General features: G+C 57.4%; 30 protein-coding genes and 2 pseudogenes. 17 read left to right on the forward strand and 15 right to left on the reverse strand.

What is annotated here, in order from left to right; translation table 11 throughout:
- Nucleotides 1-127: 127 nt before the first annotated feature.
- From RLEG4DRAFT_RS04215 to RLEG4DRAFT_RS38445, 4 genes are all read left to right on the forward strand, one after another.
- Nucleotides 128-1,024: a beta-1,6-N-acetylglucosaminyltransferase gene (locus RLEG4DRAFT_RS04215; RefSeq protein ID WP_210161321.1), complete on the forward strand. Its 897-nt coding sequence runs from the start codon at nt 128-130 to the stop codon at nt 1,022-1,024.
- A 12-nt stretch (nt 1,025-1,036) separates the two neighbouring features.
- Nucleotides 1,037-1,300 (forward strand): hypothetical protein, encoded by a 264-nt coding sequence (locus RLEG4DRAFT_RS04220; RefSeq protein WP_003575474.1) that lies wholly within the window; start codon nt 1,037-1,039, stop codon nt 1,298-1,300.
- A gap of 356 nt (nt 1,301-1,656) precedes the next feature.
- Nucleotides 1,657-1,866, forward strand: a complete 210-nt coding sequence (locus tag RLEG4DRAFT_RS04225) for a hypothetical protein (protein WP_003575476.1) — start codon at nt 1,657-1,659, stop codon at nt 1,864-1,866.
- Entirely contained in the window at nt 1,863-2,432 is a 570-nt protein-coding gene (locus tag RLEG4DRAFT_RS38445; protein ID WP_003575478.1) for a hypothetical protein, read from the forward strand. The genes RLEG4DRAFT_RS04225 and RLEG4DRAFT_RS38445 overlap by 4 nt, the downstream gene beginning before the upstream one ends.
- A 489-nt stretch (nt 2,433-2,921) precedes the next feature.
- On the opposite strand, the gene RLEG4DRAFT_RS04235 is transcribed toward RLEG4DRAFT_RS38445, so the two are convergent.
- On the reverse strand, nt 2,922-3,215 hold the full coding sequence (locus tag RLEG4DRAFT_RS04235) for a hypothetical protein (RefSeq protein ID WP_003575481.1): 294 nt from the start codon (nt 3,213-3,215) through the stop codon (nt 2,922-2,924).
- A gap of 448 nt (nt 3,216-3,663) precedes the next feature.
- Here RLEG4DRAFT_RS04235 and RLEG4DRAFT_RS04240 point away from each other — a divergent pair, with 448 nt between their 5' ends.
- Nucleotides 3,664-4,038 (forward strand): hypothetical protein, encoded by a 375-nt coding sequence (locus tag RLEG4DRAFT_RS04240; RefSeq protein WP_003575482.1) that lies wholly within the window; start codon nt 3,664-3,666, stop codon nt 4,036-4,038.
- Between the two features lie 34 nt (nt 4,039-4,072).
- Here RLEG4DRAFT_RS04240 and RLEG4DRAFT_RS04245 read toward each other — a convergent pair whose 3' ends face one another.
- Complete coding sequence (locus tag RLEG4DRAFT_RS04245; RefSeq protein WP_037093226.1) at nt 4,073-4,288, reverse strand: hypothetical protein; 216 nt, start codon at nt 4,286-4,288, stop codon at nt 4,073-4,075.
- A 401-nt stretch (nt 4,289-4,689) separates the two neighbouring features.
- Between RLEG4DRAFT_RS04245 and RLEG4DRAFT_RS04255 the strand changes: the two genes are divergently transcribed.
- The 6 genes from RLEG4DRAFT_RS04255 (at nt 4,690) to RLEG4DRAFT_RS04280 (ending at nt 7,501) form a co-directional block, all read left to right on the forward strand.
- Nucleotides 4,690-4,998, forward strand: coding sequence for a hypothetical protein (locus tag RLEG4DRAFT_RS04255; protein WP_003575484.1), 309 nt, complete (start codon nt 4,690-4,692; stop codon nt 4,996-4,998).
- Nucleotides 4,999-5,293: 295 nt separating this feature from the next.
- Nucleotides 5,294-5,602 (forward strand): hypothetical protein, encoded by a 309-nt coding sequence (locus RLEG4DRAFT_RS04260; protein ID WP_003575485.1) that lies wholly within the window; start codon nt 5,294-5,296, stop codon nt 5,600-5,602.
- Between the two features lie 118 nt (nt 5,603-5,720).
- A complete protein-coding gene (locus tag RLEG4DRAFT_RS04265) occupies nt 5,721-6,011 on the forward strand; it encodes a ribbon-helix-helix protein, CopG family (RefSeq protein WP_037093430.1) in 291 nt (96 codons plus the stop codon).
- A 233-nt stretch (nt 6,012-6,244) separates the two neighbouring features.
- Nucleotides 6,245-6,454, forward strand: a complete 210-nt coding sequence (locus RLEG4DRAFT_RS04270; protein WP_003575487.1) for a cold-shock protein — start codon at nt 6,245-6,247, stop codon at nt 6,452-6,454.
- Between the two features lie 121 nt (nt 6,455-6,575).
- The gene (locus RLEG4DRAFT_RS04275) at nt 6,576-6,800 is read left to right on the forward strand and encodes a hypothetical protein (protein WP_003575488.1); all 225 of its coding nucleotides are present in this window, start codon (nt 6,576-6,578) and stop codon (nt 6,798-6,800) included.
- Nucleotides 6,801-7,225: 425 nt separating this feature from the next.
- Nucleotides 7,226-7,501 (forward strand): hypothetical protein, encoded by a 276-nt coding sequence (locus RLEG4DRAFT_RS04280; RefSeq protein WP_003575489.1) that lies wholly within the window; start codon nt 7,226-7,228, stop codon nt 7,499-7,501.
- 226 nt (nt 7,502-7,727) lie between these two features.
- Here RLEG4DRAFT_RS04280 and RLEG4DRAFT_RS04285 read toward each other — a convergent pair whose 3' ends face one another.
- From RLEG4DRAFT_RS04285 to RLEG4DRAFT_RS04300, 4 genes are all read right to left on the reverse strand, one after another.
- Nucleotides 7,728-8,312, reverse strand: coding sequence for a tyrosine phosphatase family protein (locus tag RLEG4DRAFT_RS04285; protein ID WP_003575490.1), 585 nt, complete (start codon nt 8,310-8,312; stop codon nt 7,728-7,730).
- A gap of 294 nt (nt 8,313-8,606) precedes the next feature.
- Nucleotides 8,607-9,008: a putative quinol monooxygenase gene (locus RLEG4DRAFT_RS04290; protein WP_125869613.1), complete on the reverse strand. Its 402-nt coding sequence runs from the start codon at nt 9,006-9,008 to the stop codon at nt 8,607-8,609.
- Nucleotides 8,983-9,267: a helix-turn-helix transcriptional regulator gene (locus RLEG4DRAFT_RS59850; protein WP_051040879.1), complete on the reverse strand. Its 285-nt coding sequence runs from the start codon at nt 9,265-9,267 to the stop codon at nt 8,983-8,985. Before RLEG4DRAFT_RS59850 ends, RLEG4DRAFT_RS04290 begins: the two co-directional genes overlap by 26 nt.
- Before the next feature lie 2 nt (nt 9,268-9,269).
- Nucleotides 9,270-9,758, reverse strand: a complete 489-nt coding sequence (locus RLEG4DRAFT_RS04300; protein ID WP_037093229.1) for an AraC family transcriptional regulator N-terminal domain-containing protein — start codon at nt 9,756-9,758, stop codon at nt 9,270-9,272.
- 563 nt (nt 9,759-10,321) lie between these two features.
- On the opposite strand from RLEG4DRAFT_RS04300, the gene RLEG4DRAFT_RS04305 reads away from it, so the two are divergent.
- Together RLEG4DRAFT_RS04305 and RLEG4DRAFT_RS04310 are read left to right on the forward strand one after the other, a co-directional pair.
- Nucleotides 10,322-10,582 (forward strand): DUF982 domain-containing protein, encoded by a 261-nt coding sequence (locus tag RLEG4DRAFT_RS04305; RefSeq protein ID WP_003575494.1) that lies wholly within the window; start codon nt 10,322-10,324, stop codon nt 10,580-10,582.
- Complete coding sequence (locus tag RLEG4DRAFT_RS04310; RefSeq protein WP_003575495.1) at nt 10,579-10,797, forward strand: hypothetical protein; 219 nt, start codon at nt 10,579-10,581, stop codon at nt 10,795-10,797. The genes RLEG4DRAFT_RS04305 and RLEG4DRAFT_RS04310 overlap by 4 nt, the downstream gene beginning before the upstream one ends.
- Before the next feature lie 172 nt (nt 10,798-10,969).
- Here the strand turns inward: RLEG4DRAFT_RS04310 and RLEG4DRAFT_RS04315 are convergent, their stop codons facing one another.
- Nucleotides 10,970-11,716: a Crp/Fnr family transcriptional regulator gene (locus RLEG4DRAFT_RS04315; RefSeq protein WP_003575496.1), complete on the reverse strand. Its 747-nt coding sequence runs from the start codon at nt 11,714-11,716 to the stop codon at nt 10,970-10,972.
- A gap of 548 nt (nt 11,717-12,264) precedes the next feature.
- On the opposite strand from RLEG4DRAFT_RS04315, the gene RLEG4DRAFT_RS04320 reads away from it, so the two are divergent.
- Nucleotides 12,265-14,475, forward strand: coding sequence for an ATP-binding protein (locus RLEG4DRAFT_RS04320; RefSeq protein WP_432416782.1), 2,211 nt, complete (start codon nt 12,265-12,267; stop codon nt 14,473-14,475).
- Between the two features lie 144 nt (nt 14,476-14,619).
- Here RLEG4DRAFT_RS04320 and RLEG4DRAFT_RS04325 read toward each other — a convergent pair whose 3' ends face one another.
- Nucleotides 14,620-15,207, reverse strand: a complete 588-nt coding sequence (locus RLEG4DRAFT_RS04325; protein WP_003575499.1) for an SOS response-associated peptidase — start codon at nt 15,205-15,207, stop codon at nt 14,620-14,622.
- Nucleotides 15,208-15,263: 56 nt separating this feature from the next.
- On the opposite strand from RLEG4DRAFT_RS04325, the gene RLEG4DRAFT_RS04330 reads away from it, so the two are divergent.
- On the forward strand, nt 15,264-15,758 hold the full coding sequence (locus tag RLEG4DRAFT_RS04330) for an SOS response-associated peptidase family protein (protein ID WP_037093230.1): 495 nt from the start codon (nt 15,264-15,266) through the stop codon (nt 15,756-15,758).
- Here RLEG4DRAFT_RS04330 and RLEG4DRAFT_RS39935 read toward each other — a convergent pair.
- Nucleotides 15,755-16,084 (reverse strand): annotated as a pseudogene (locus tag RLEG4DRAFT_RS39935) (DNA polymerase IV); the annotation flags it as partial. The gene RLEG4DRAFT_RS04330 and the pseudogene RLEG4DRAFT_RS39935 overlap by 4 nt on opposite strands.
- Before the next feature lie 109 nt (nt 16,085-16,193).
- On the opposite strand from RLEG4DRAFT_RS39935, the gene RLEG4DRAFT_RS04340 reads away from it, so the two are divergent.
- The gene (locus RLEG4DRAFT_RS04340) at nt 16,194-16,769 is read left to right on the forward strand and encodes a dihydrofolate reductase family protein (RefSeq protein ID WP_003575503.1); all 576 of its coding nucleotides are present in this window, start codon (nt 16,194-16,196) and stop codon (nt 16,767-16,769) included.
- 211 nt (nt 16,770-16,980) lie between these two features.
- Here RLEG4DRAFT_RS04340 and RLEG4DRAFT_RS04345 read toward each other — a convergent pair whose 3' ends face one another.
- The 3 genes from RLEG4DRAFT_RS04345 to dinB all read right to left on the reverse strand — a co-directional run bounded on the left by RLEG4DRAFT_RS04345 (nt 16,981) and on the right by dinB (nt 19,066).
- Nucleotides 16,981-17,364 (reverse strand): type II toxin-antitoxin system VapC family toxin, encoded by a 384-nt coding sequence (locus tag RLEG4DRAFT_RS04345; RefSeq protein ID WP_037093234.1) that lies wholly within the window; start codon nt 17,362-17,364, stop codon nt 16,981-16,983.
- Complete coding sequence (locus tag RLEG4DRAFT_RS04350; RefSeq protein ID WP_003575508.1) at nt 17,361-17,561, reverse strand: type II toxin-antitoxin system VapB family antitoxin; 201 nt, start codon at nt 17,559-17,561, stop codon at nt 17,361-17,363. Before RLEG4DRAFT_RS04350 ends, RLEG4DRAFT_RS04345 begins: the two co-directional genes overlap by 4 nt.
- A 416-nt stretch (nt 17,562-17,977) precedes the next feature.
- Nucleotides 17,978-19,066 (reverse strand): DNA polymerase IV, encoded by a 1,089-nt coding sequence (gene dinB / locus RLEG4DRAFT_RS04355; RefSeq protein WP_003575510.1) that lies wholly within the window; start codon nt 19,064-19,066, stop codon nt 17,978-17,980.
- 215 nt (nt 19,067-19,281) lie between these two features.
- Between dinB and RLEG4DRAFT_RS04360 the strand changes: the two genes are divergently transcribed.
- Nucleotides 19,282-19,536, forward strand: a complete 255-nt coding sequence (locus RLEG4DRAFT_RS04360; RefSeq protein WP_003575512.1) for a hypothetical protein — start codon at nt 19,282-19,284, stop codon at nt 19,534-19,536.
- A gap of 131 nt (nt 19,537-19,667) precedes the next feature.
- On the opposite strand, the pseudogene RLEG4DRAFT_RS39945 reads toward RLEG4DRAFT_RS04360, so the two are convergent.
- The 3 genes and pseudogenes from RLEG4DRAFT_RS39945 to RLEG4DRAFT_RS04370 form a co-directional block, all read right to left on the reverse strand.
- A pseudogene (locus RLEG4DRAFT_RS39945) lies at nt 19,668-19,849 on the reverse strand (iron ABC transporter substrate-binding protein); the annotation flags it as partial.
- A 282-nt stretch (nt 19,850-20,131) separates the two neighbouring features.
- Nucleotides 20,132-21,145, reverse strand: coding sequence for an inorganic phosphate transporter (locus tag RLEG4DRAFT_RS04365; protein WP_003575513.1), 1,014 nt, complete (start codon nt 21,143-21,145; stop codon nt 20,132-20,134).
- Nucleotides 21,145-21,786 carry a DUF47 domain-containing protein gene (locus RLEG4DRAFT_RS04370; protein WP_003575515.1) on the reverse strand — a complete coding sequence of 214 codons (642 nt, stop codon included), beginning with the start codon at nt 21,784-21,786 and terminating at the stop codon, nt 21,145-21,147. Before RLEG4DRAFT_RS04370 ends, RLEG4DRAFT_RS04365 begins: the two co-directional genes overlap by 1 nt.
- Nucleotides 21,787-21,983 lie beyond the last annotated feature (197 nt).

The following is a 21,983-nucleotide window of genomic DNA, read 5'->3' on the forward strand; positions in this document are numbered from 1 at the left end:
ATGTCGGCCGATCAGCCTTGCTGTTCGCCGCCCGGCGCGATTCTGAAAGGATCGAAGCGATGATGTTGTATACCGCCCCAAGCCTTGAAATGCTTGTAACTGGTGGAGCCAACGCATGATTGGCTATTTGATCCTGGTTCACCGCTATCCCGACCAATTCAAACGCCTGTTCAGGGCAATCTATAACGCTCGGAACCACTATGTCGTGCATGTCGACAAGAACTCAGGCACCGATCTCGAAGGCGAAATCCGAGACTTCCTACGCCCCTATTCGAACGCAGATATGATCAGAAGCGAAAAGGCCATTTGGGGTGGCTACAGTCTGGTGGACGCGGAGCTGCGTGGCATGGAACGCCTGCTGGAAATGGGTGAATGGAGCCACTTCATCAACCTCAGCGGTCAAGATTTTCCACTGAAGCCTCAAACCCAAATCATGGCCTATCTCAATGCAAATCTCGATCGAGAATTCATCAAGGTGCTGGACCAGGATAAGCATCGCCCGGATACGATGCATCGCGTCAGCGAGTACGTGGTCGAACTGGAGGAGAGCATTCAGCGTACCGCGCGTTCAAGACCGTTTCTGACTGCCGCCACACCCTATATCGGCAATCAGTGGATGATCGTCACGAGGGCTTTCTGCGAGTTCGTCTGCCATGACCGGAGCGTCGACCGCTACAAGGCGTTCTACGAAAACACCCTGATCCCCGACGAGGGGTTCTTTCAGACGGTGATGATGAATTGCGCGATCGAAAGCGAGATCACCAGTGATGATCTGCGGATGATCGACTGGATTGCCGATGATGACATCAAGCTGCGTCCCCGGACGTATCAGCGCACAGATGCGGCTGACCTCAAAGCAAGCTCAAATCTCTTCGCCCGAAAATTCGATCAGACGGTCGACGGCGAGATCCTTGAGGTCCTTGAGCGGCATCTTGCCAAACAAGCGGTCATCAATGTTGACCGGTCTCGCGCCATCCCGGTCAATGCTGGCCTACCCTTCGCCCTGGAAGGAACCGCAGCGTGAGATGAGGGCCATGTGTTGATATTGAATAGACCTCAACGGGCCGGACCATATCCCGACAGGGATATTGGCTGCCAGGAAGCTCTCGAACCGGCCTTTTTCGATTTGGCCAAGGGGCTGACTCCCGACAATATCGCGCGGGCGGCCGGCGGCAATCTGGCGCCGGCGCTGGCGGGTCTGGCAAAACGCGCTGAAAGCGCCGGCTGGACGCTGGAGGAAGCAGAGGTGGCGATCAGCGAACTGTCACAAAATCTGCTGGATGAGATGTCATCGATGTAGATTGGCTATGACTCGCGTTGAGGCCTGTTGTTCAATATTTGGCGTTGGACTGGCCTGCCTTTATGTGAGCTAGTCCAACCCAAGCATGCTATCCCGTCCACTTCAGAAACCCGTGTTTCGTCACCACGCTGGTCGGATACCGAGTTGGTCTGGTTGGAACGGGACAGCCGTTTCCGAATAGAAAAACGTCATTTGGAGCGCTCGCTGATCGAGGATGCTGGAACACGCGACGTGAGAGCGTGTTGCTGCCGATCCCGGCCCGCTTACAGGCCGTGATCTTAAATGACGGCGTCCGCATGCCGCTCTGCGCCGGCACTTCCTTCGCAACCCGTTTCAGACCATGAGGAAAATTCGCTATGATCAAGTTCGAAGTCGTGCAGCCATGTTTGGTCGGACCGCGAGCGTCCGTCTACGAGTTCGCCAGGAAATACCGATTGAGCGACGTGGAGGCCGAACGGCTCTTTCTCAAAATGGGTGCCTCAGGGACGCAGGAGGCAGTGCTTGCGGAGGCGCAGTTTGCTGCTCCGGAATTCAAGATTTCCTCTGACAAGGACAAGCAATCATGAAATCCCCCGCATTGGATAGCCCACTTTTGAAGCATATTTCCGAAGGTTCATACGCCGCTGAATCGCCTGTCACGAGCTTGCCCATCGAACCAGCCCAAAACAACTCGGTGAATTTGAGAGCGCGTGTTGCAGCGACGGTCAGAAAAGCTCGGGCTCAAAGAGAGGTTGAACTGCAAAAAGCGTCCGACCGGGCAAACGCGGAGCGTCGGGAAGTACAGCAAAAGGCAAAGAACGCCTTGCTGTCGCTTCTGGCGGACGACGTCATCGATGTCATCGTCGGCAAGCACGCCGCTCTGGGGGAACTTCATATTGGAACGATAAAGATCACGAGAAACGGTGTCGAGCTCATCAGAGACGGCGGAGCCGGGGCATTCCATACGGAAGGCGAGCGGCTCGACATCAGATTTGACGGCGCCATTCTGCAGGCCGGCCAGCAATTGAAATCCCTTGAATTTCAAAATCGCGTGCTGGAACTTCAGGCTCAAGGCATCAAGATCGACAGTGTTTACGATACCTCGTCGCAAGGTATCCTGATCACCTTCGACTATGGGGGTGCTCTAAACTGAGCCAGGACCAACGGTCATCTGCCTGTTGCACCGAGCGATGATGCGACTAGAGCATGCGCTGGTCGCGCTGGAAGCAAACTCGCTCGACGGGGCGCCCGGCAAAGGCGCATATAACCAGTGCCAATTGATTGGGCCGGACGTACTGTTAACAAAGCTATCCATGGGGCTGGCGAACACTAGCATCGCTGCGCGAGGACAGCGGACGTGTAACCCGCCGGAACGCAACTAGTTATCGCATAGAGGTCACGAGCTGTCTGTTCAGGCGACCGCTTTGCCGCGCTTGTTGCACACTCGCGAGATGCTCGCCGGCCGAGCGCAATCTCAAGTATTTTGGCAGTCACCGCTTCATCCTTAACCTCCTGAGGCTCGGCAGCGCCTGTCAGCCGCAGACCAGACCACTAGATCGCGGCTCGATCGTACCTTGGAGGCCATCTCCGAGCCTAGGTAATAGATCCGCTCAAGCCCTAACTCACAGTTATCGGACGATGTTCATCGGGAAGACTTCTGCGTCGCATCAGTCGCTGCCAGGAGATCAGCGAGCGCCGTCGGCTCGATTCGGACGATCCTGCGCAAACGGTTCCCTTGCTCTATCGACGGCAGGTGGATGTAGGTTGCGATACGGCGGTAGGCAAGCCAGGACAGGCCTTCGATCGGCTCTTCATCCTGCTCGATCTTGTAATCGCCCGCCGGATGAATCTCACCAACAAGATCGGGCAGCGCGAAAGGGACGGAGAAGTGGACAATGGTGTTCGTCGTGCGTGTGGATGATATGTCCGTGGACATGGTGATAGGCTCCTGTTGAAGGCTGTTAGCCAAGACCCGGTGAATGCTTCCAACGGGGATCGGCATGGCTATCGGAATTCGGAGCGATGACGGTCTTTAAGTCTCTGACACGGACGAGAGCCACGGGGCCAAACGACGAGAGATATTGTTATGCCCCAAATGCGTCACAAATTGGAAAAGGGTGTTCCGGGAGCCGATTGCCGAACCTACGTATTCTATAACGCTGGAAAATATATCGAATTAAACTAATTGAATAAGAGAGACCATCTCAGCCTTCTTATTGCGTTATTCTTCAATGTACGACTCGCAATTCTACAAATCTGATCTAACCAGGAAAATACACGCCGACGACCCCCACCTGCTCGACGATTAGGAGGCCTGCCGGGAAAGCGCCTTGGCCGGCGAACGGTAGCCTCGCGACTTCACAATGAACAAAGGACGCATGCAGATGTCGAGACATAACAACGCCAAGCCCTTTACCGCCAGTGACCGCCACGACTTCAGCGCCAACGGCGAGCGCCCGGATGGCAATCCCTCCGCCAGGGAATTGATCGCGGATGCCGTCGCCGCGCGCGCCGACCTCGCCGTGCCACCCGGGCAAGTGCGTGCAGCCGACCAGCTTCGTGAATCAACGAAGCCGCGGCATCGGTCCAGCAAGCGCCGACGCATCGAAGCCGATGACAAGGGGCTGGCTGTCCAGGATCTTCCTACAATGGGAGAACTCGAGCAGGCGCGAACCGATTACAGTAGGAAGATCGCCACCCGGGAAGCGGAGGGGCGTGGCGGGCAGGCAGACAAAAAGCGGGGGAGTGAAAAGGGCTGACACCCACCGACGGGGCCAGCGCGCGCCGGCCGGCTCAGCGCTCCAATCGGATCGAAGCCACAATCAGATCCTGATGGAAGCAATGGTTGCGCAATCCTCTGTCAAGGCGACCAGCTCTCTCGAGCGCCAGCCTGGCGGGCTCGCCTCGCGTCAACATCCCGTCGATCAGGCTCTGCTGCGCGCAAATCATTTGCCGGTCAACAATGACTTGCCGGCGCGCGACTTCCAGGTCTTTTGGGGAATAGGTCATGAGAGACTATATCACACAGGCGGCGATAGTAGGATTCCTTTCGCCGTCTCCGTACTGTCACGACCGCCGGGTTGGTGTCGCTGAACGAGCCAACACACAGAGCCCACGCCTCTCGCCCGCGACCGAACGGCAGGACTGAAAATTATATGGCGCCGCGCATAGCGTTCCGTCGCTTTTTCCTTGGATAAAGCGCAATAAGCGCGCATGTTTACAAACCGGCAGCCGATGAAACGGGCGCTGCCGATCAAGGGGTGGCGCCCTTCGCCCCAATCAAAGGAGGACAAGATGTCTTCCGCCTTCAAACACTCTTTCCGAATCGCGGCTTATGGCGACTTCTTATTCCGGGCCTCCATCCTGGTGAGCTTCGCCGTCATCATTAGTCTCATTTTGAGAGGGTGGTTATGGTAGTAATTATCAGGGCGGGAATTGCTGCGAAAAGCGGCGAGCATTGGCGGCTGCGGTCCATGCTCAAGCGGGCGGACTACGCGACGTCAGATCTCGTTGCGTCAGAATGTGGCATCCATCATGAAGAAGTGATGATGATACGCCGCATCAAGGAGGCGACGATCCCGGCGCCCGCCTATCCCTCTTCAAGACGCCGGAAACTGGGCGCAGATCCCAAGGCTTTGGCATCCTGGGAAAACGAAGGGGGTGCAACGCGAGCCGTGGACGCCACTGCGATCAAGAGAGATGATGAGCGAGGCGATTGAGCGAGCAAATGCCGAAGATTCTTTCAGCGCAGGGAGCGCGATAGCCGGATCGTTGGGTTCGGTGATGGCGAGCCGGCAACGGAGTTCAGATACCATAAGGCGAAAGCTTCTATGAATTTTGAGATCCGAGTCATTCCAATGCACAAGATGACCGCTTCCTGCTCATATTGGAATATTTAGTTTGCCACCCGCATTAATTAGGCGCACGGTTAGTCTTCAGTAGCTGTTTTCAGGGCGCTACTGCAGGGAGGTCGGTTAGATGCCTTGCCTTCGCCCCAAATTGAAGGAGGACAGAATGTCTTCCAATCTCAACATCTCTGTGCGGACGTCCGACCTGGCTGTATTACAAGGTGTCCTCGACGACGCCGGATACGATTCCACATCTATCCTCGCAGACCCCAAATATTACAACATCGCCGTCAGACTGCTGTTTAAGCTTTATCACGACGGCATGACCTCGCCCGCCGCCCTTTCTCTCGAACTCAGCCGGCACTTTGGAAAAACACCGCTGCCCTCGAAATCATCCGCGGAGTTTGAAAAAAATCGCAAACGGATTCAAGGGATCCGTTCTTCGGTTGCGGTCAAGTTGGCTGCCGGCACCTGAACACTTGTCAAAGCTACTTCTCGCGAAGTTCATCTCCAACAGATTCCGCTGCCATAAGAGGCAGACGACAACCTTCGGGGTATGCAAATGGTGAGCACGCACGGAAGCGGTTATAATGATGACATCGTCCAACGCCGCCACGCTTCTCCAGGATGCCGCTGACCGGATCGCGGACATCCCGCGTCCAGATCTGCAGATCCTGCTTCGGCGAACCGCACTCCGGCTGCGCAACGCTACGACGGTTTCTATGGACGACGATGTTGATGAAGTCTTATTGGACTTGGCCAGCGAGCTGGGGCTGACACGAGAGGACATGATGAGATACATCATCAGAGAGTGGATGGAAGAGAACAATTTCCTGTTCACGCATGAGCTGGACGAACATCGCAAGTTAGATGGATTGGCATGACCGGCGAATGGCCGATGCAATCTGAGATTGAAGGTGCCGCCTGACGAAAACTAATCGTTGACACAGCAGTCTCAGTTCATTATTGATGCATCATCGATCTTTTGCTTGCCGAGCTTTGTCTACCGCGCCATTGGCACCGCGCTTAAACGAACTTCCCTTTCAAAAATAGTCGGTTTCCATCTGCGCAGCATTGGCTTCGCGGTTCTTCACTCTATGCTTTGAAAGGGTTCATCATGACCACTGGCACAGTTAAATGGTTTAATTCCACCAAGGGCTTCGGCTTCATTCAGCCTGATAATGGCGGCGCCGACGCTTTCGTTCACATCTCTGCCGTTGAGCGCGCCGGAATGCGCGAGCTCGTCGAAGGCCAGAAGATCGGGTTCGAGCTCGAGCGCGACAACAAGTCGGGCAAAATGTCGGCCTGCAATCTGCAGTCCGCTTAAGCGATATCTGCTTCCCTTTGACCACGGATGTACTGGCACTGCCGGAAGCTATTTCATCAAGGCCAGGCGTTTTGCCTGGCCTTTTTCGTTTCGGTTGCTAGCCGAACTAATGAAGGTTCCAATGACACAAGCACACAGCAAATCCCGCCAGCAGGCGGAGATCGCCTTCGGCACCGTTCAGACTCAGTTCTTTGCCAAGAATAACGCGGTGGAAGAGCTCGAATCCGTGGCTCAGGCCCGAGACGCCAAGACCCTAAGGCTGCGTGAGGCACGTCTTGCCAAAGAGCTGGCTGACCGCATTTCGGCGACATCCAACCTCATCGCCAAACGCGCCAAAGCGCGCTGATCTTGCCCTCATTAGCTGGATAGGAGCGAGGAGCGCCAGAAACAACGAAGTTTCCGACCGCCGCGCCCCATCCGCCGACGCCGCTTGTTCTCCTGAATATCGACCGTGCGCCAAAGACTGCGGTAAAACCTGCTAAAATGGCGCGACAAGTCGAACGCGCTATCATTGTCCGGCTCAGGTAGAGCGATGTCTTGAACGCGAGCGCGCGAAGCTCGAGGAGCAAAAGAGTATCGAGACCCCAAGCGCGGGAGAGCGCCGAAAACGCGCGGACAGCGCGGGGATCGAAGGTGAGGCGATGCGAAAGGCCGAACGCGACCGGCGGTACGCCAACCGCAAGGCAAGACAAGTCTAGCTTTTGCCCGTACGCCCCGACCCGACAGCATGACGACGTCATGCTGGGACCTAAACAAACTAAAGGAGCCCGCATGGCACAGGATACGAACGAACTCCAGGCGATCAACACGTCGTGGCAAATCGCAATCCAGGAAATCCTGCGCATGGTCATCCGTGACATGTACCATGCCGGCGGCGAGGCAAACTTCAAAGCACAAATCAAACGCATCGAAGAGGCTGCCGTCGATAGCATCTATACCGATTTGAGACTTCGAGGAACCGATGAGTGGACTGAGGTGCTTGTAAAGGAACGAGCAAGCAATTTCGTGACCACGCTGCTGACATCGTTCACCTACGACCGAGCTTGACCCGGGAACCTTCCTGCAGATGCGCGCATCCGTCGCCACCTGCGAGGAAGCGATGTCCAGGGACCGTCGTTGACGGCAAGCCTTGTCCTCGACCGTCGAAGCGAGACCGGTCCAGCGAACGTCAGCTCGTATTCAAACAGGTGACGGAGCTAGACGGACTTTGCTGCGACAAGGTTCGTTAGGTTCGCCACAATCGTCTACCAGCTTGCTGCCCAGCGAACTGTGGTCAGTTCAGAATGGCCATTTGCAGCTCGGCATGGCGACCTAGTGTTGTCATCCACTCGGTGAACTGCGGTCGACTTTTGATCTGCCGGCCATAATGGCGGCCGAGCGCGGCTGTAAGGTCGCCTTTCCGCCCAAGTTGCTCGTCGGCGAAGCGGATCATCTGCGAATTCGGCCACGCCTGCGGGCGGATCACAATCAAACGGCCGAACAGGTCCTCTGCAGACTCATCTGGGTTCGCCTGTGCCATCAAGGTCAGCATGGCCGCCGTCGAGCGCGACACGCCCATATGGCAATGGACGAGTAGATGGCTTGACTCAATTGTGTCATGCCTTGACTGAAGATCCATTCCGAAACGAAGGATCTCTTCCACATGGTCTGGGCGGGGCATCACCCGCCCCGCTGCTGCCGCGATGATGTCGTGGAAGCGTAGCGTGGTGCGGTGGTGTTTGCCGTAGGTCTGGAATGCATCCAACTCCGGATGCTCCGGATCAATCAGCGACAGGACATGGGTGACGCTTCGGGTGCTCTGGCCCGATAGTTCTTCGATGCCGCAAACCGTCAGTACTGGTGAGAAAACGACATCCATTTCATTCGCTCCTGTCTCTTTCGATCAATAAGAGGCATTGCTCTCGCAGGCGATAAGGCTACCGAATTTCTTATACCTCGGTTTTGGCAGCCGCGACAGGCTTGCTGTTGAACCCTCTAACCAGTTGCTCAAGCGGACCCAGCGGGCTTTCTATGGGAGCGGCTGGGGTAGTCGTGTTTTCAAAAACCGCCAAGGCGCCACCGAAAAGTCAGCGTCGGAAGAAAGTCTCAACGCGGATCACACCATCGAGTGTGTTCATAGTCGTGGAAAGAAAGGGATTTGAGTACTGGGCGGTCAAGATATTTCACGGAAATAGGCGGAGATCGGCTGTCCATCCAAGTGGCTTTCAATTTTCGCCCACGCGCCATTCGAAAGGAGGCCCTGAACATGGGCTTTGTGCCTGGCTTCGCTGTCCCAGGTTTCGACCAGAGCATACTGGCAGGGATTACCAGCGGCCTGCATGACAGTAGCGCTCAGGCAACCGGGAGCCTTCGGCAAGTCGGTCTTGACGGATTCCATGATTGCATGGAAGGCAACTTGCTTTTCGGCGAGGGCTTTGAACTGTACGAGGATTTTGATGGACATTTTTGCTCCGGTGTCATCAGAAGGAAACTGATTGCACTGGTAAAATCGATTGGGCCTACGGCACAGACCCAATTCTGCGGAAAGCCTACCCGATCCTGCGAATTGCAGCATTGTCTGCTCCTATCGGGCCCCGGAAATGCGATTGCATGTTTCGTGCGTAGGCCCCTGGGGATAAGCCGAAGAGGTTCTTGAAATCCCGTGTAAATTGAGCGTCACTCGCATAGCCTGCGTCTGCAGCCGCTATGGAAATGGTTACCTCGGAATTCAGGAGGAGCAGTCGCGCTTTTTCAAGTCGTACCTGTTTTCGATAGCGCATCGGCGACAGACCGAAGCAGGCCTGGAAGCGATGCGCAAAATGGGATGGGCTCATTGCTACTTCCGATGCGATATCCGCGACCAGAAGGCTGCGCGGCGTTGGCCTCGATAAAGCGCATAGCCGCCACGAGCTTCGTATCCTCGCGTGTCACCGACGCTCTGAGCATACCGGCCGCATCCGATCGCAACAATCGATAGCAAATAGGGCGCCAACATCCGACAATCAGCGGGGTCGTCAAAAGCGCGCAACAGTCGTAGCAGCGGCCCTGCGAGATCCTCGGTCAGCTCATCGCAATATGCTGGAAGTTCGGATGTCCGAGCGGTATTCAGCACCGGATATGGAGTGTCAGCCAGTTCAATCAGCGTCTTTGCCACCAGAAGCAACGGCAGCTGCAGCTTGAGCGCGATGTAAGGGTTGTCGCCTGAGGCTTCAACGACAGCATCATAAGGTCGCTCCCCATGCAGCACCAGAAAGCGGCGTCTATCGTTGACGAGACGGCCATTTAAGACCGTTTTTTTTCCAGAGGCTGCCACCGCCAGTGTCATGCCGGCATTCCGTCCCCGATGATAGGGCAACGACTGGCTTATTTTCATCAAACCTTAGGCAATGGCGTTAGAGTGACACCCTCGTTCCTAGTCAGATTGCGCATTGTATCCATCAATGCGTCCGTGTCCGGCGTATGGTGGGTGTTCGAAGCGTCCATTTCCATAAGCAGTCCATAAGCTGCTGGGTTCCGTCTGGCAATTCGTTGAAGCTACTCTGCTGCTCAGGTCTTTCGTGACAGGGAAACCAGCGCAAGCTTCAGCTGACATAGGTGGCATGATCCAATGTTTTGGGAAATTCGAGAAGCTTCGGATTTAGCCATGCTGGTCGGAATGACGTTGCACGACAGGATATTTGGCAGAGGGCATGACCACTTCAATTTTGGCGGCAGTCGGTCCAGACAACCCACTGCCGGAGATCCGAGGAATTCTTCGCCTGAGATCAACGATCGCGACCTTCACCGATGTTCCCTAACTTTCGGTCCGATTGCGCACCAAGAGGCGCGGCATGGGAACTCGCCAGTCCGAAGAAGGTTGTCGACAAAACCGTGATAAGGAGGTTTCTTATGGAAAAAATTATTGATGCCGACTTCCGCGTCACTTGGAAGACCCCGGTGTACATTCGGATCGGCGATGGCATGCGCGAGCGCATCGACGGACCAAACGCCGCGCTCGCGGCGCTTCTCCATCGCTGGCCGTCGACCAATCATCGTGAGTTCGGCATCGCGAAGCGCAGATGTGTCGAGGCCATCGCTCGCCGTCAAAGCGCCGAGCTGGCCCGTAGCACGTTCGTGGAGGCAGCACTCGCCGTGAAGGTGTTCGCATGATGATGCTTTCTATCGACGCATCGCACTGGGCGATCCTTCTGGGGACGTTGACACTCACATGCTGGATTGCCGCCGGTCTGGCGGCTGTTCTTGGCACCAACGAACAGATAAGGCGCGGTGAGACCGGTAGAGTTTCCGGGTATGTGACGACGGGCCTGACTGGGGCTGGTATTACCTCGGCAGTGGCAATGATCGCCCTTTTGGTATTCGCCTGACGAGCATTAGACTTCTGCCAAACTGCCGCTTTCCAGGCCGCGAATTTGCCGTTCGGCCTGCGTCGGCACGTCCTTCGAGGCGGCGTTACTCAGATGGAAAAACGTCGTCATCGCCTTCAAACCAGCCTCTCCACAAGCAGTTCCAGGCCAGTTACGGACATAGCGAACGCCGTCAGCCCGCCAACGTCACAATGTCTGTTCGTTCTTCAGGCGATTGCCTGAGAAGCCTGCGGTATTCCTCCTCCGGCTTCCCATAGGCGTCATGCGCGAAGTCTTCCATCGCGGGCCTGTCTCTGATGATGATGCGGCCCCTCTCGCTGCGGATGAAATGATTGCCTTCCAGAATGTGCAATGCTGTCGTCACGCTCGGACGGCGGACTGCCAGCATGATAGCAATGTAGTCATGGGTGAGGACCAGTTGGTTACCATCCATTCTGTCATGGCACATCAATAGCCAACGGGCCAGGCGCTCCTCGATGTTATGGGTCGCGTTTGACAGTGCGGTAAACGTCACCTGGATTGCCAGCGCCTGCGAATAGCAGGCAAGCAGATGCGCGAAAGGCGGGCTCTCCTCCAGCGCTCTCAGAAAGGCGGCAAGCGCAATGCGATGACCGCTGCCCGCGGCTTGCATGATGACTTCATGGGGACTGGTGTCAGAGCCAACGGCGGCTTGCACCGGCGAAAAGCCGTCGCGGCCGAACATTCCGCCTTCCGCCCTGTTGCCATCCGGTGAAATGACGATGACCGAGCCAAGGCCGGAATCTGGAAAATAAACATGCTCGATACGACCACCCGCGGCTGCGATGATGAAGTCCTTCGGCAGATCGACCGGAAAAAGATCAACCCCGATAACCGCTAGGGCTTGCGGCGCAAGCTGTCGAAGAAGGTTGTTCTTGATTGAATGATGAGGGGCGAACATGCGCGCTCCTGTTCTGCAGGCGGGAGCACACATAAACCCTCAGTCGTCACGGCCTACCTATTCGGAATGGTGACGATCGCTTAGCATACACGAAATAGCTCACATATATTATCTTATTCTTGGAAATGCCTTCGGAGGCGCTAGGCGAGCTCCGAACAGGAGAAACGATTGCCTGACGTACCTCGGCTTTTTGTGAAGGGCGGATCGGCCAACGATGCCGCGACACGTCCGCTATCGGACCGGCTGGAATAAGTCGATATTCCGGTGATTACCGTTCGGAAGGCGCCATGAGGGTCGTTAGGAGTATCCGGGCGGTACCGGCCGACAATCGCGCTCATGAGGACCCCGCCTTGCACAAGGTCGGCGCTCACACGATCTTGTTGCGGTTGAGCATGGCTATCGGCGCGCCCCCATTGGCCCGCGCTTCACACCGTCTGTCTCAGGAGCTTCCACGAAACCTGCGATCCGCTTCAGGAGACAAGTCGGAGCCTCTAATGGGTGCTCTTCCGGCACGCCGCGATTATGCTAAGTTCGCAATACCTACCTCAATGAATCTCAACGACCGGGCGATCAATATGAATGCCGCTACCTATTTTCCGGCCGAACGTCTCCAACAGATCCTCGATAGCGCAGTTGATACTGGCATCATCATGCTCGACCCGGGGGGTATCGTCGCAGGATGGAGCAAAGGCGCGGAAAGGCTCCTCGGCTGGTCCCAGGATGAAATGCTCGGGAAGACTCTGATCGGCATTTTCCCACCGGAAGACGGAGGATCGGCCGTTCTCGCTGCCGAGATCTCCGATGCCCGCTCGAAGGGCAAGGGCAGCGGCGAGGGATGGCGGCTGAAACAAGACGGCGGTCGAATTTGGGCCGTTGGTGAGACGACGCCGATCCTCGACGACAAAAAGACACTGGTCGGCTTCGTCAAGATCCTGCGCGATCGTACCGAGCAGCGGCAAACGGAGATCGCGCTCAGGGAACGGACACGTGCCCTCGAAATCCTGAACCGAGCCGGTGCCGCCCTCGCACGGGAAAACGATCTGGAGAAGGTCGTCCAGTTGGTGACTGACGCCGGCGTCGAACTCACCGGCGCCCAGTTCGGTGCATTTTTCTACAACGTCGTCAATTCTGCGGGCGAGAGCTACATGCTCTACACGCTGTCCGGCGTTTCTCGGGAAGCGTTCTCGAAATTCCCGATGCCCCGAAACACGGAGGTTTTCGCTGCGACCTTCCTCGGCGAAGGCATCGTCCGCTCCGAGGATATCACAAAGGACAGCCGATACGGCAAAAACGCACCATACCATGGCATGCCGGATGGCCATCTTCCGGTTCGCAGTTATCTCGCGGTTCCCGTGGTTTCGCGAACGGGCGAGGTGATCGGCGGGCTGTTCTTCGGCCACTCGGAAGCTGGCGTATTCGACGAGGCCTCTGAGAGCGGGCTTGCCGGTCTTGCAGGTGAAGCGGCGATCGCAATGGATAATACGCGCCTGTTCGAGGCTGGCCAGCGCGAGTTGCTGGAGCGACGGCGCGCGGAAGCGGCGCTCAAGGATCTCAATATTAATCTCGAAGACTTGGTGAAACAGAAGACGGAGGAACTGACGCGAAACGCCGAGGCTTTGCGGCAGGCGCAGAAGATGGAGGCGGTCGGCCAACTGACCGGCGGTGTCGCGCACGACTTCAACAATTTGCTCCAGATAATCGTCGGCAATCTCGACACGTTGCTTCGAAACCTACCGGAGGAGTCAGGGCGGCTGAAGCGCGCCGCCGGCCAGGCGATGAATGGCGCAAGACGGGCAGCTGCTCTCACGCAAAGGCTGCTGGCTTTCGCTCGCAGGCAACCGCTCGACCCAAAGCCGGTGGATGCGAACGGCCTCATTCGCGGCATGTCGGAACTCCTGCATCGGACGCTCGGAGAAATTTTCCAGATAGAGATCGTGCTTGCGGGCGGTCTTTGGAAGACCGAAGCCGACCCCAACGAGTTGGAAAGCGCGCTCCTCAACCTCGCCATCAACGCCCGCGACGCGATGCCTGACGGCGGCAAGCTCACGATCGAAACTTTCAACGCGCATCTCGACGAAGCCTATGCTTCGGCGCATGCCGAAGTGCTGCCGGGACAGTACACGGCCATCAGCGTTTCTGATACCGGCATGGGCATGGACGCCGAAACGCTCTCACACGTGTTCGAGCCGTTTTTCACCACCAAAGACCAGGGCAAGGGTACCGGCTTGGGTCTGAGCCAAGTCTACGGCTTTGTGAAGCAGTCGAACGGCCATGTGAAGATTTACTCGGAGGTGGGGGAGGGCACCACGGTCAAGATGTATCTGCCGCGATTGTCCGTCGACGGGGCTGACGAGGAGGCGATGGATAACGTGGCGATCCCGGAGGCCGCCGCCGGCGAGGTCGTGCTCGTCGTTGAGGACGATCCAGATGTTCGCGCCTATTCGGTGGAGTCGCTGCGAGAGCTTGGGTACCATGTGTTGGAAGCCAAGGACGGTCCTGCGGCGCTACAAGCCTTGTTCAGCAATGGCAGGGTCGATCTGATCTTTTCGGACGTCGTCTTGCCGGGCGGCATGAGCGGCGCGGAAGTTGTTTCCAAGGCGCGCGAGAGCTTCCCGGAATTGAAGGCTCTATTCACAACAGGGTATTCCCGAAACGCTATCGTGCATCACGGTCGTCTCGACAAAGGTGTGCATTTGCTCCCCAAGCCGTTCTCCTTCGAAGATCTTGCCGCCCGCGTGCGAGACGTTCTGGATCGCTGAACATCCGGCCTGAGCTAGCATCATGCAAGAACGTGATTCCATCGCTCGGAGCCATGCAGGGTTCTAGTGTTGCGAAAGAGCCCTTCCGCTTCTGCAGCCGTGCATGATCATCCAATCGCCGCTCTCTTCGGACGGTATCGGGATTCAACCGACCTGTTCCACCGTCAACGTCCCCGCTGAAAGCGGCTTGATCAGGGACTTGGCTGAGACGGTTGGATCGAGCCATTCGGCCCATGCATTCCGCTCCAGGATGACGATCTGCCGATCGTGATAGGGTGCGATGTCCGGTCCCGGCTCCATCGTCAGCATGGTGAAGGCGTGGCCCATCTCCGGCGTTTCACGCCAGATGCCGGCGATGCAGAAGATCGGCTCGTCCTTCTTGGTGAATAGCCACTTGTCCTTGCGCTTCTTTTTCGGTTCCGTGGGATTGGTGAACTCGTAAAAACCGTCGGCGACGATCAGGCAGCGATTGGACGTGAACTCCCGGCCTTCCGACCTGAAATTATACACCGGCCGCTTGTTCGGCCCGGGCCAGCTCCAGCGCCGCTGTACGAGCTCGGCGTCTTGTGCGCCGTCGATCGCTCTGACGATGGGACCGATATCGGTGATCTTGATGTCCTCCCTTGCTTCGAGGTTCGGAATGCCTTCACCGAAGCGGATCTTGATCTTCAGGTCAGCGAAGTCCTTGGCGATCGAGGCAGCATCCACCATCAGCCGATAATCATTGCACATGCGTCCTCCATTTCAGGCTGGTTGCTTCGAAAGCGTGTTCCTGATATGTTCTATATATGATGAGCGCGAAGGTTTTCCAGTCCGACGCCCCGCTCGACGAGCGCCGCGTCATCATAAGACGCCATGATGGCGATGTGGAGATGGTGGAGCTGCCCTGGGGGCTGCGCCCCCGCAACGGCGGTCCACGTGCGGTGAACGTGGTCCGATCGGAAGGGCGAGTGTTTCCGACGCTCCGCTGCCTGGTGCCGGCATCTGAGTTTCGCCACAAGAACTTCAGCTTCTCGCTCGCCAATGGCGACTGGTTTTATTTCGCCGGCATCTGGCGGCAGGCGACCGATGGTTGGCCGGAGGCCTATGCCATACTGACGATCGAGGCGAATGCCGATATTGCGCCATTTCACGACCGACAGATGGCGGTGCTGACACGCGACCAATGCATGGCCTGGCTCGACGGTCTTCTCCCCGAAGACGAAATCCTGCGGCCGCTGCCGGCGGGTACATTCCGCGTCAAGCACCACTACGCTCCCGCCCAGCCGATGCTTGCGGTCTAAAGCGCTAGTCGCAACTGCGGCTCCGTCCCAGAGGCCCGCCGTTCCAGCGAGGACAGGGCGACGCCGAGCAGCCGTATGCCTTTTCGCGGCGGAAAGTTCGGCGTCAGCAGGCTGACGGTGTCCTCAAGATCGGCGATCATCCTCAGAGGTGCCGCAACCGTCTTGCCGCGGGTGATATGGTGGAAGTCGGCGTTTGATCTTGAGCGTCACCGTCTGGCGCCGATCCCATTGACCTCGCAATAAGCTCACACCTTTTCGATCAGCGGCTGAGGCCCTTCAAGGGCCGGTTCAAAGGCAGGGAGGTCTTGTGAGAAGATATCCTCGGCACGCTGATCGCCGCCCGCGACGAGCTATTTCGTGGCCCAGATGTAGAGTTGACCGACACCCATTCGTCATGAAGGCGTAACCTTAACCGATCGGTCACGGAGAACGCAAATGACCAAGGTCGCTTTCAATATCAGCATGTCGCTCGACGGCTTCATTACCGCAGGAAACCAGACCAGGGAGGAACCACTCGGCAAGAACGGCGAATTTCTTCATGAATGGTTCTTCAGCAGCGGTGCAGAGGGCGATACATATGTGCAGCGCCTCACCAGCAATGTTGGCAGCGTGATCTGCGGGCGCAAATGCTATGACGACTCGATCCCATACTGGGATGAGAACGGGCCGACGGGGCCGTTAAAGCTGCCGCTTTTCGTCGTCACCCGCCGGCCGTTACTCGCCTCGCACAGCGCTGGAATCTATCACGCGGCTGGGACAATTCCCGACGCGGTGAAGCAGGCGAAGTCGGCGGCCAGAGGCAAGGATGTGAGCCTCATGGGCGGAGCCGACGTCTTTCGCCAAGCACTGGCCGGCGGGTTTGTCGACGAGATCGAGTTGCATATCGTGCCGGTGCTCTTTGGTGCTGGGACTCGCCTGTTCGACACGCTGCCCAATCAGATCAAGCTTGAGCCCACCAGCATGCTCGACACGCCACCCGCTCGGCATATCGCCTATCGCATTGTGAAGTAAGCGAACGCGACCAGCCCTGTTGGACTAAGGTCCAATCCATAAATACCTTTCACGCCACTGGCACTGAAATAGTGGGTCAACGGTCTCGCACGGCGGGGGTTTTCGAGGCGTCCGGCTTGTTGCCGTTCTGGAGAAGAAGATCGCATAATGTATCGATCGGAACTCTGGGCTCAGGCGGCTGACGACCAGCGTGGGTGCTTCGATACAGCATTTAGTTTCGCGCGTTGGCAGGGGTGTGCAGTGAAGCCCCCGCCTTTTCGGCCGCTGCCCGCAGACGCTTATCCCTGGTCCATAAGACCGCTCGTTGATCGAGGAGGACTGAGGCCATCAAGTGGGCATCTGTGTAGCCAATGCCCATACTAAAAATGGCGTGGCGATCAATCATCCTCATAACTTCGTCGTGCGTAGCGACGAACGCTTCGCGCTGGGCCGCCAGGAAAGCTATCACGCTACTGCGATCCCGAAGGCTGCCAAGTGCGAGCTCTCCGATTACGGATGGATGGCATAAGAGACGGTCGTCCTCAATAATCCTACGCAGCTCTGAATCGGCATGCCGGAAATGATCGATCCAGATGGAAGTGTCGGCAAGTATCACTTGGCAGGTGCGCTCCGGCGGCGTGGGGCTGCCTCCGCATCCGGCATAGTTCCGCCGAGCGCGATCAGGCGTTTTCCCGACTCCACACGAACAAGCGTCTCCAACGCTTGGCGGACCAGAGTGGCGGTTTCTTTCGTGCCCGTCAGAAATCTAGCCCTTTCCATGAGGGTGTCGTCGAGATTGATGGTCGATCGCATCGTTTGGCTTCCTGATTATGGTGTTATGGATAGCACCATTTGGTGATAAAATCTACGCCTGATCTCCACTCCAATACGTCGGCCGTCGGATGTGCCAAATCTAGCAGTGAGATATTTTGCCGCAGGCGCGCGAATTCCTTGTCCCATCGACTGCACGATTGTGGAATGGCGGGGTCGGTGGTTCGCATCCCTTCAAGGCGAGCAATTGCACAGCCGCTTAGTCATCGCTACCTTCGGGGCGTACCGGTAGCGGGTCATGACTTCCTCCTGTCCGGCACCTCGCGCACTTCACTCCTGGTGGTGAAGAATCGGAGGCCTTAACATGACGCTTCATCCCACGAACGGGCAGCGACGATCATGTACGAGGGATACATTGCCTGCTTGGATGCCCGTGCCTGGAAAGCGATGCTCGCGGTCTAAAGCGCTAGTCGCAACTGCGGCTCCGTCCCAGAGGCCCGCCGTTCCAGCGAGGACAGGGATACGCCGAGCAGCCGTATGCCTTTTCGCAGCGGAAAGATCGGCGCGAGCAGAAAGTCGACGATATCCTCGAGATCGGTGATCCCCGGCAGCGCTGCGGGAACCGTCTTGCTGCGGGTGATCTGGTTGAAGTCGGCGTATTTGACTTTGAGCGTCACCGTCTTGGCGCCGATCGCATTGGCCTCGCAATAAGCCCAAACCTTTTCGATCAGCGGCTGAAGCCCTTCGCGGGCTGGCTCGTAGCTATGGAGGTCCTGGGAAAACGTATCCTCGGCGCCAACGGATTTGCGCACGCGGTCCGGCTTGACGCGGCGCTCATCGATGCCGCGGGCGATGCCATAGAAATAGGGTCCCGACTTCCCAAAATGTTCGACCAGAAATTCAAGCGTCTTTTCCTTGAGGTCGGCGCCGGTGTCGATCCCGAGCCGATGCATCTTTTCGGCCGTTGCCGGGCCGACACCATGGAATTTCTTGACGGGCAGAGCCTCGACGAAGGCCAGTCCGTTCCTCGGCGTGATGACAGCCTGGCCGTTCGGCTTGTTCAGGTCGCTCGCCATCTTGGCGAGGAACTTGTTATAAGAAATCCCGGCCGAGGCGTTGAGGCCGGTGACTTGCTTGATCTTTGCGCGGATCTCCAGCGCGATCTCGGTGGCGATGTCCATGCCCTTGAGATTTTCGGTGACATCGAGATAGGCCTCGTCGAGCGACAGCGGCTCGATCAGCGGTGTGTATTCGGCGAAGATCTCGCGGATCTGCTGGGACACTGCCTTGTAGACATCGAAGCGGGGCGGCACGAAGATCAGGTCCAGGCATTTGCGCTTGGCTGTCACCGATGGCATCGCCGAATGGACGCCGAAGGCGCGTGCCTCGTAGCTCGCTGCGGCCACCACGCCGCGGGCCGCAGATCCACCGACGGCGATCGGTTTGCCGCGCAATTCCGGGTTATCGCGCTGCTCGACCGACGCATAAAATGCATCCATGTCGACGTGGACGATTTTTCGGACTGGGGATAAGCTCAGGTCATTCATAGCGGCTCAGCGATCGCGACGAGATCGGCTTTCGCGCCGAAACAAAAAGGGAACATAGCAGGCTTTCGCGCGATATCAACTGTTTCGGTGGGCGCCTCGTCGCGGCTCGCGAAACTACCGGTACGGCATCGGCGCCGCTCACCGCCTTTCCTTCCTGCTTTCACTATTGGCGGGAATCGTGCGATGATTGCTCTGTCCTACCGACCGGAGCTGCCGTGAGCCCCAACACCCATAACCGCCTTGTCCTGGACTTCATGGCCATGCGCGCCAAGAAAGTCACTGACAGCGTGCCGGTCGATACCATCATGGACTATGGAATCGACAAGGGGCTCAGCTTGGACCAAGTGGAGGCCGCGTTAATTCACGCCAGCAATCAGGAGTGGATTTTGCTGGTCGGGTCGAATGTGCATCTGTCGCAAGCAGGCTACGCGGCGATTGGGCCTGCGAACGACAACTCGCTTTCCCGCTAATTCTCTCGCAGTGGCGCTCAGTCGGAGCTGTTGCCTTCCGCGCTTTCATCCGACGATTTCTTGACGATGAAGTGGGGGGCAAGGCCACAAAACTGAAGTGCGCGGTCATGCGGACGCCGCCGTTCAGGGCATCAGGTGGCGGTGGCGCCGATTTCGCGATCCCAGCGTTCCAGCATTGCCTTGCGCTTTGCCGGGTTCCATAGGTCTTAAAGTCTCAGCCGATCGGCTTGATGTCCTCGAAACGCGGCGGCGTCTCCGTCGGAATGACCGCGCTCTTGGAGGGCGGCTGGAAGGAATTTGCATCCTTCATGCGGAAACCGACGACAAGAATCTCCGCTATGCAGCCAGTCTCCCAGGCGCCGCCCCCTCACACTCAAAGCGAGGTTAGCCATGAGAGATAGCCGTCGCAGCTGGACACTGATCCGAGCGCGGTCGCGTTGACCTACTGCCCCCGGAATCGGATCGAGAACGGCTTCTTCGGACTCGGTTGGCTGGCCGGGCTTTCCCCGGACGCCGCCCCCGGCCCCGTGCAGATTTCGCGCATGGCAGGCTGTGACTTGCCAGTGCTCTCGCCCTCCTTCTATGACGAGAGATTCTAAAAAAGCCTGCTCAAAACCGTCACGAGCCCAAACGAGAGTGCCGAAATGATCGCCGCAGCGGGTAGGGTAACAACCCATGCGACCACGATATTGCCCGCCAGGCCCCACCGGACCGCAGAGACCCGCCTTGCAGCGCCGACGCCGATGATGGCGCCGGTTATGGTGTGGGTTGTCGAAACGGGGATGCCGAGCCATGTGGCGCCGAAGAGCGTCAGAGCGCCGCCCGTTTCGGCACAGAAGCCTTGCATCGGGTTCAGCCTAGTGATCTTCGAACCCATCGTATGAACGATGCGCCAGCCGCCGAACAGCGTGCCGAGGGCCATTGCGGCCTGGCATGAAAGCACGACCCAGAGCGGCACATGAAAGCTGCCGCCGAGATAACCCTGCGAGTAAAGAAGCACGGCAATGATACCCATGGTCTTCTGCGCGTCATTGCCGCCATGGCCGAGAGAATACAGCGATGCCGACAGGAATTGCAGGAAGCGGAATGATCGATCGACGGCAAACGGTGTCTGCCGGATGAAAGTCCAGGTTACCGCCAGGATGAGAAACAGCGCTAGAAGAAAGCCTATCATCGGCGACATGACGATTGCGGCAGCCGTCTTGAGAAGCCCGCTCCAGACAATCGAGCTCAGCCCTGTCTTGGCAAGGCCTGCGCCGACGAGACCGCCGACCAGGGCATGGGAGGAACTCGACGGAATGCCGAATATCCAGGTCAAGACATTCCAGACGATAGCGCCGACCAGGGCCGCGAAGATCACCTGCGGGGTGACAATCGCCGGATCGATAATGCCCGTTCCGAGCGTCTCGGCCACATGTAGCCCGAAGAACAGGAAGGCGATGAAATTGAAGAAGGCTGCCCACAGAACCGCATATTGCGGCCTTAGAACCCGCGTCGATACGATTGTCGCTATCGAGTTAGCCGCATCGTGCAGGCCGTTGAGAAAATCGAATAACAGAGCGACCCCGATAAGGCCGACCAGCAGAGGAAATGCGAGAGTGGCATCCATCAGACATTCTCGATCACGATGCCGCTGATCTCGTTGGCGACATCTTCGAAACGGTCGACCACCTTTTCCAGCTCGCCATAGATCTCGCTGCCGATCATGTAGGCCATCGCATTGTCGGCACCGTGCCGGCGAAACAGGTCTTTGAGCCCCTGCTCGTGGAGCTCATCTGACCGGCCCTCAACGCGCGTCACCTGCTCGACAATGGCTGACAGTCGCGGTGCATTGGCGTTCATGCGATCAAGCAGCGGGATTGCCTCCGCAACAAGATTTGCGGCCTCGACGATAGTCTTGCCCATCTCCTGCATGCGCGGATCAAAGCTGCTCTGCTCGAAGAGCCGAATGGTCTTAACGGTCTTGTGCATCATGTCGATCGCATCGTCCATGGATTGAATGAGATCCTTGATGTCTCCACGATCGAAAGGGGTGATGAAACTTCGCCGGACCGCCAGCATTACTTCGCGGGTGATATCGTCCGCCCGGTCTTCCAATCGAACGATCGTTTCGCATTGATGCTCGATCTCAATGCCCGACAGCAACCTGTCTAACGCTTGTGCGGCTTCGACGATCGTCTTGGAATGTTGCTCGAAGAGTTCAAAAAACCGGTCTTCGCGTGGCATCAACCTTCGAAACCAACCCAGCATTAGAACCTCGCGATTTTTTGCTCTGCACTATAGACGACGACAGCGGACCGTCATCCGGGACAGCCGTGTCCTAACCTCTATCTCCTTGAAGAGAAAGGGGTCGATTCCGATTTGTGACAGATTTATGACAATCCCGCCTTGAAAAAGCAGTATGCTTGAAGGCATTGTCACTCAGCTATGGTTTAGCTGGTTCAATG

Source organism: Rhizobium leguminosarum bv. trifolii WSM2297, from assembly GCF_000271845.1.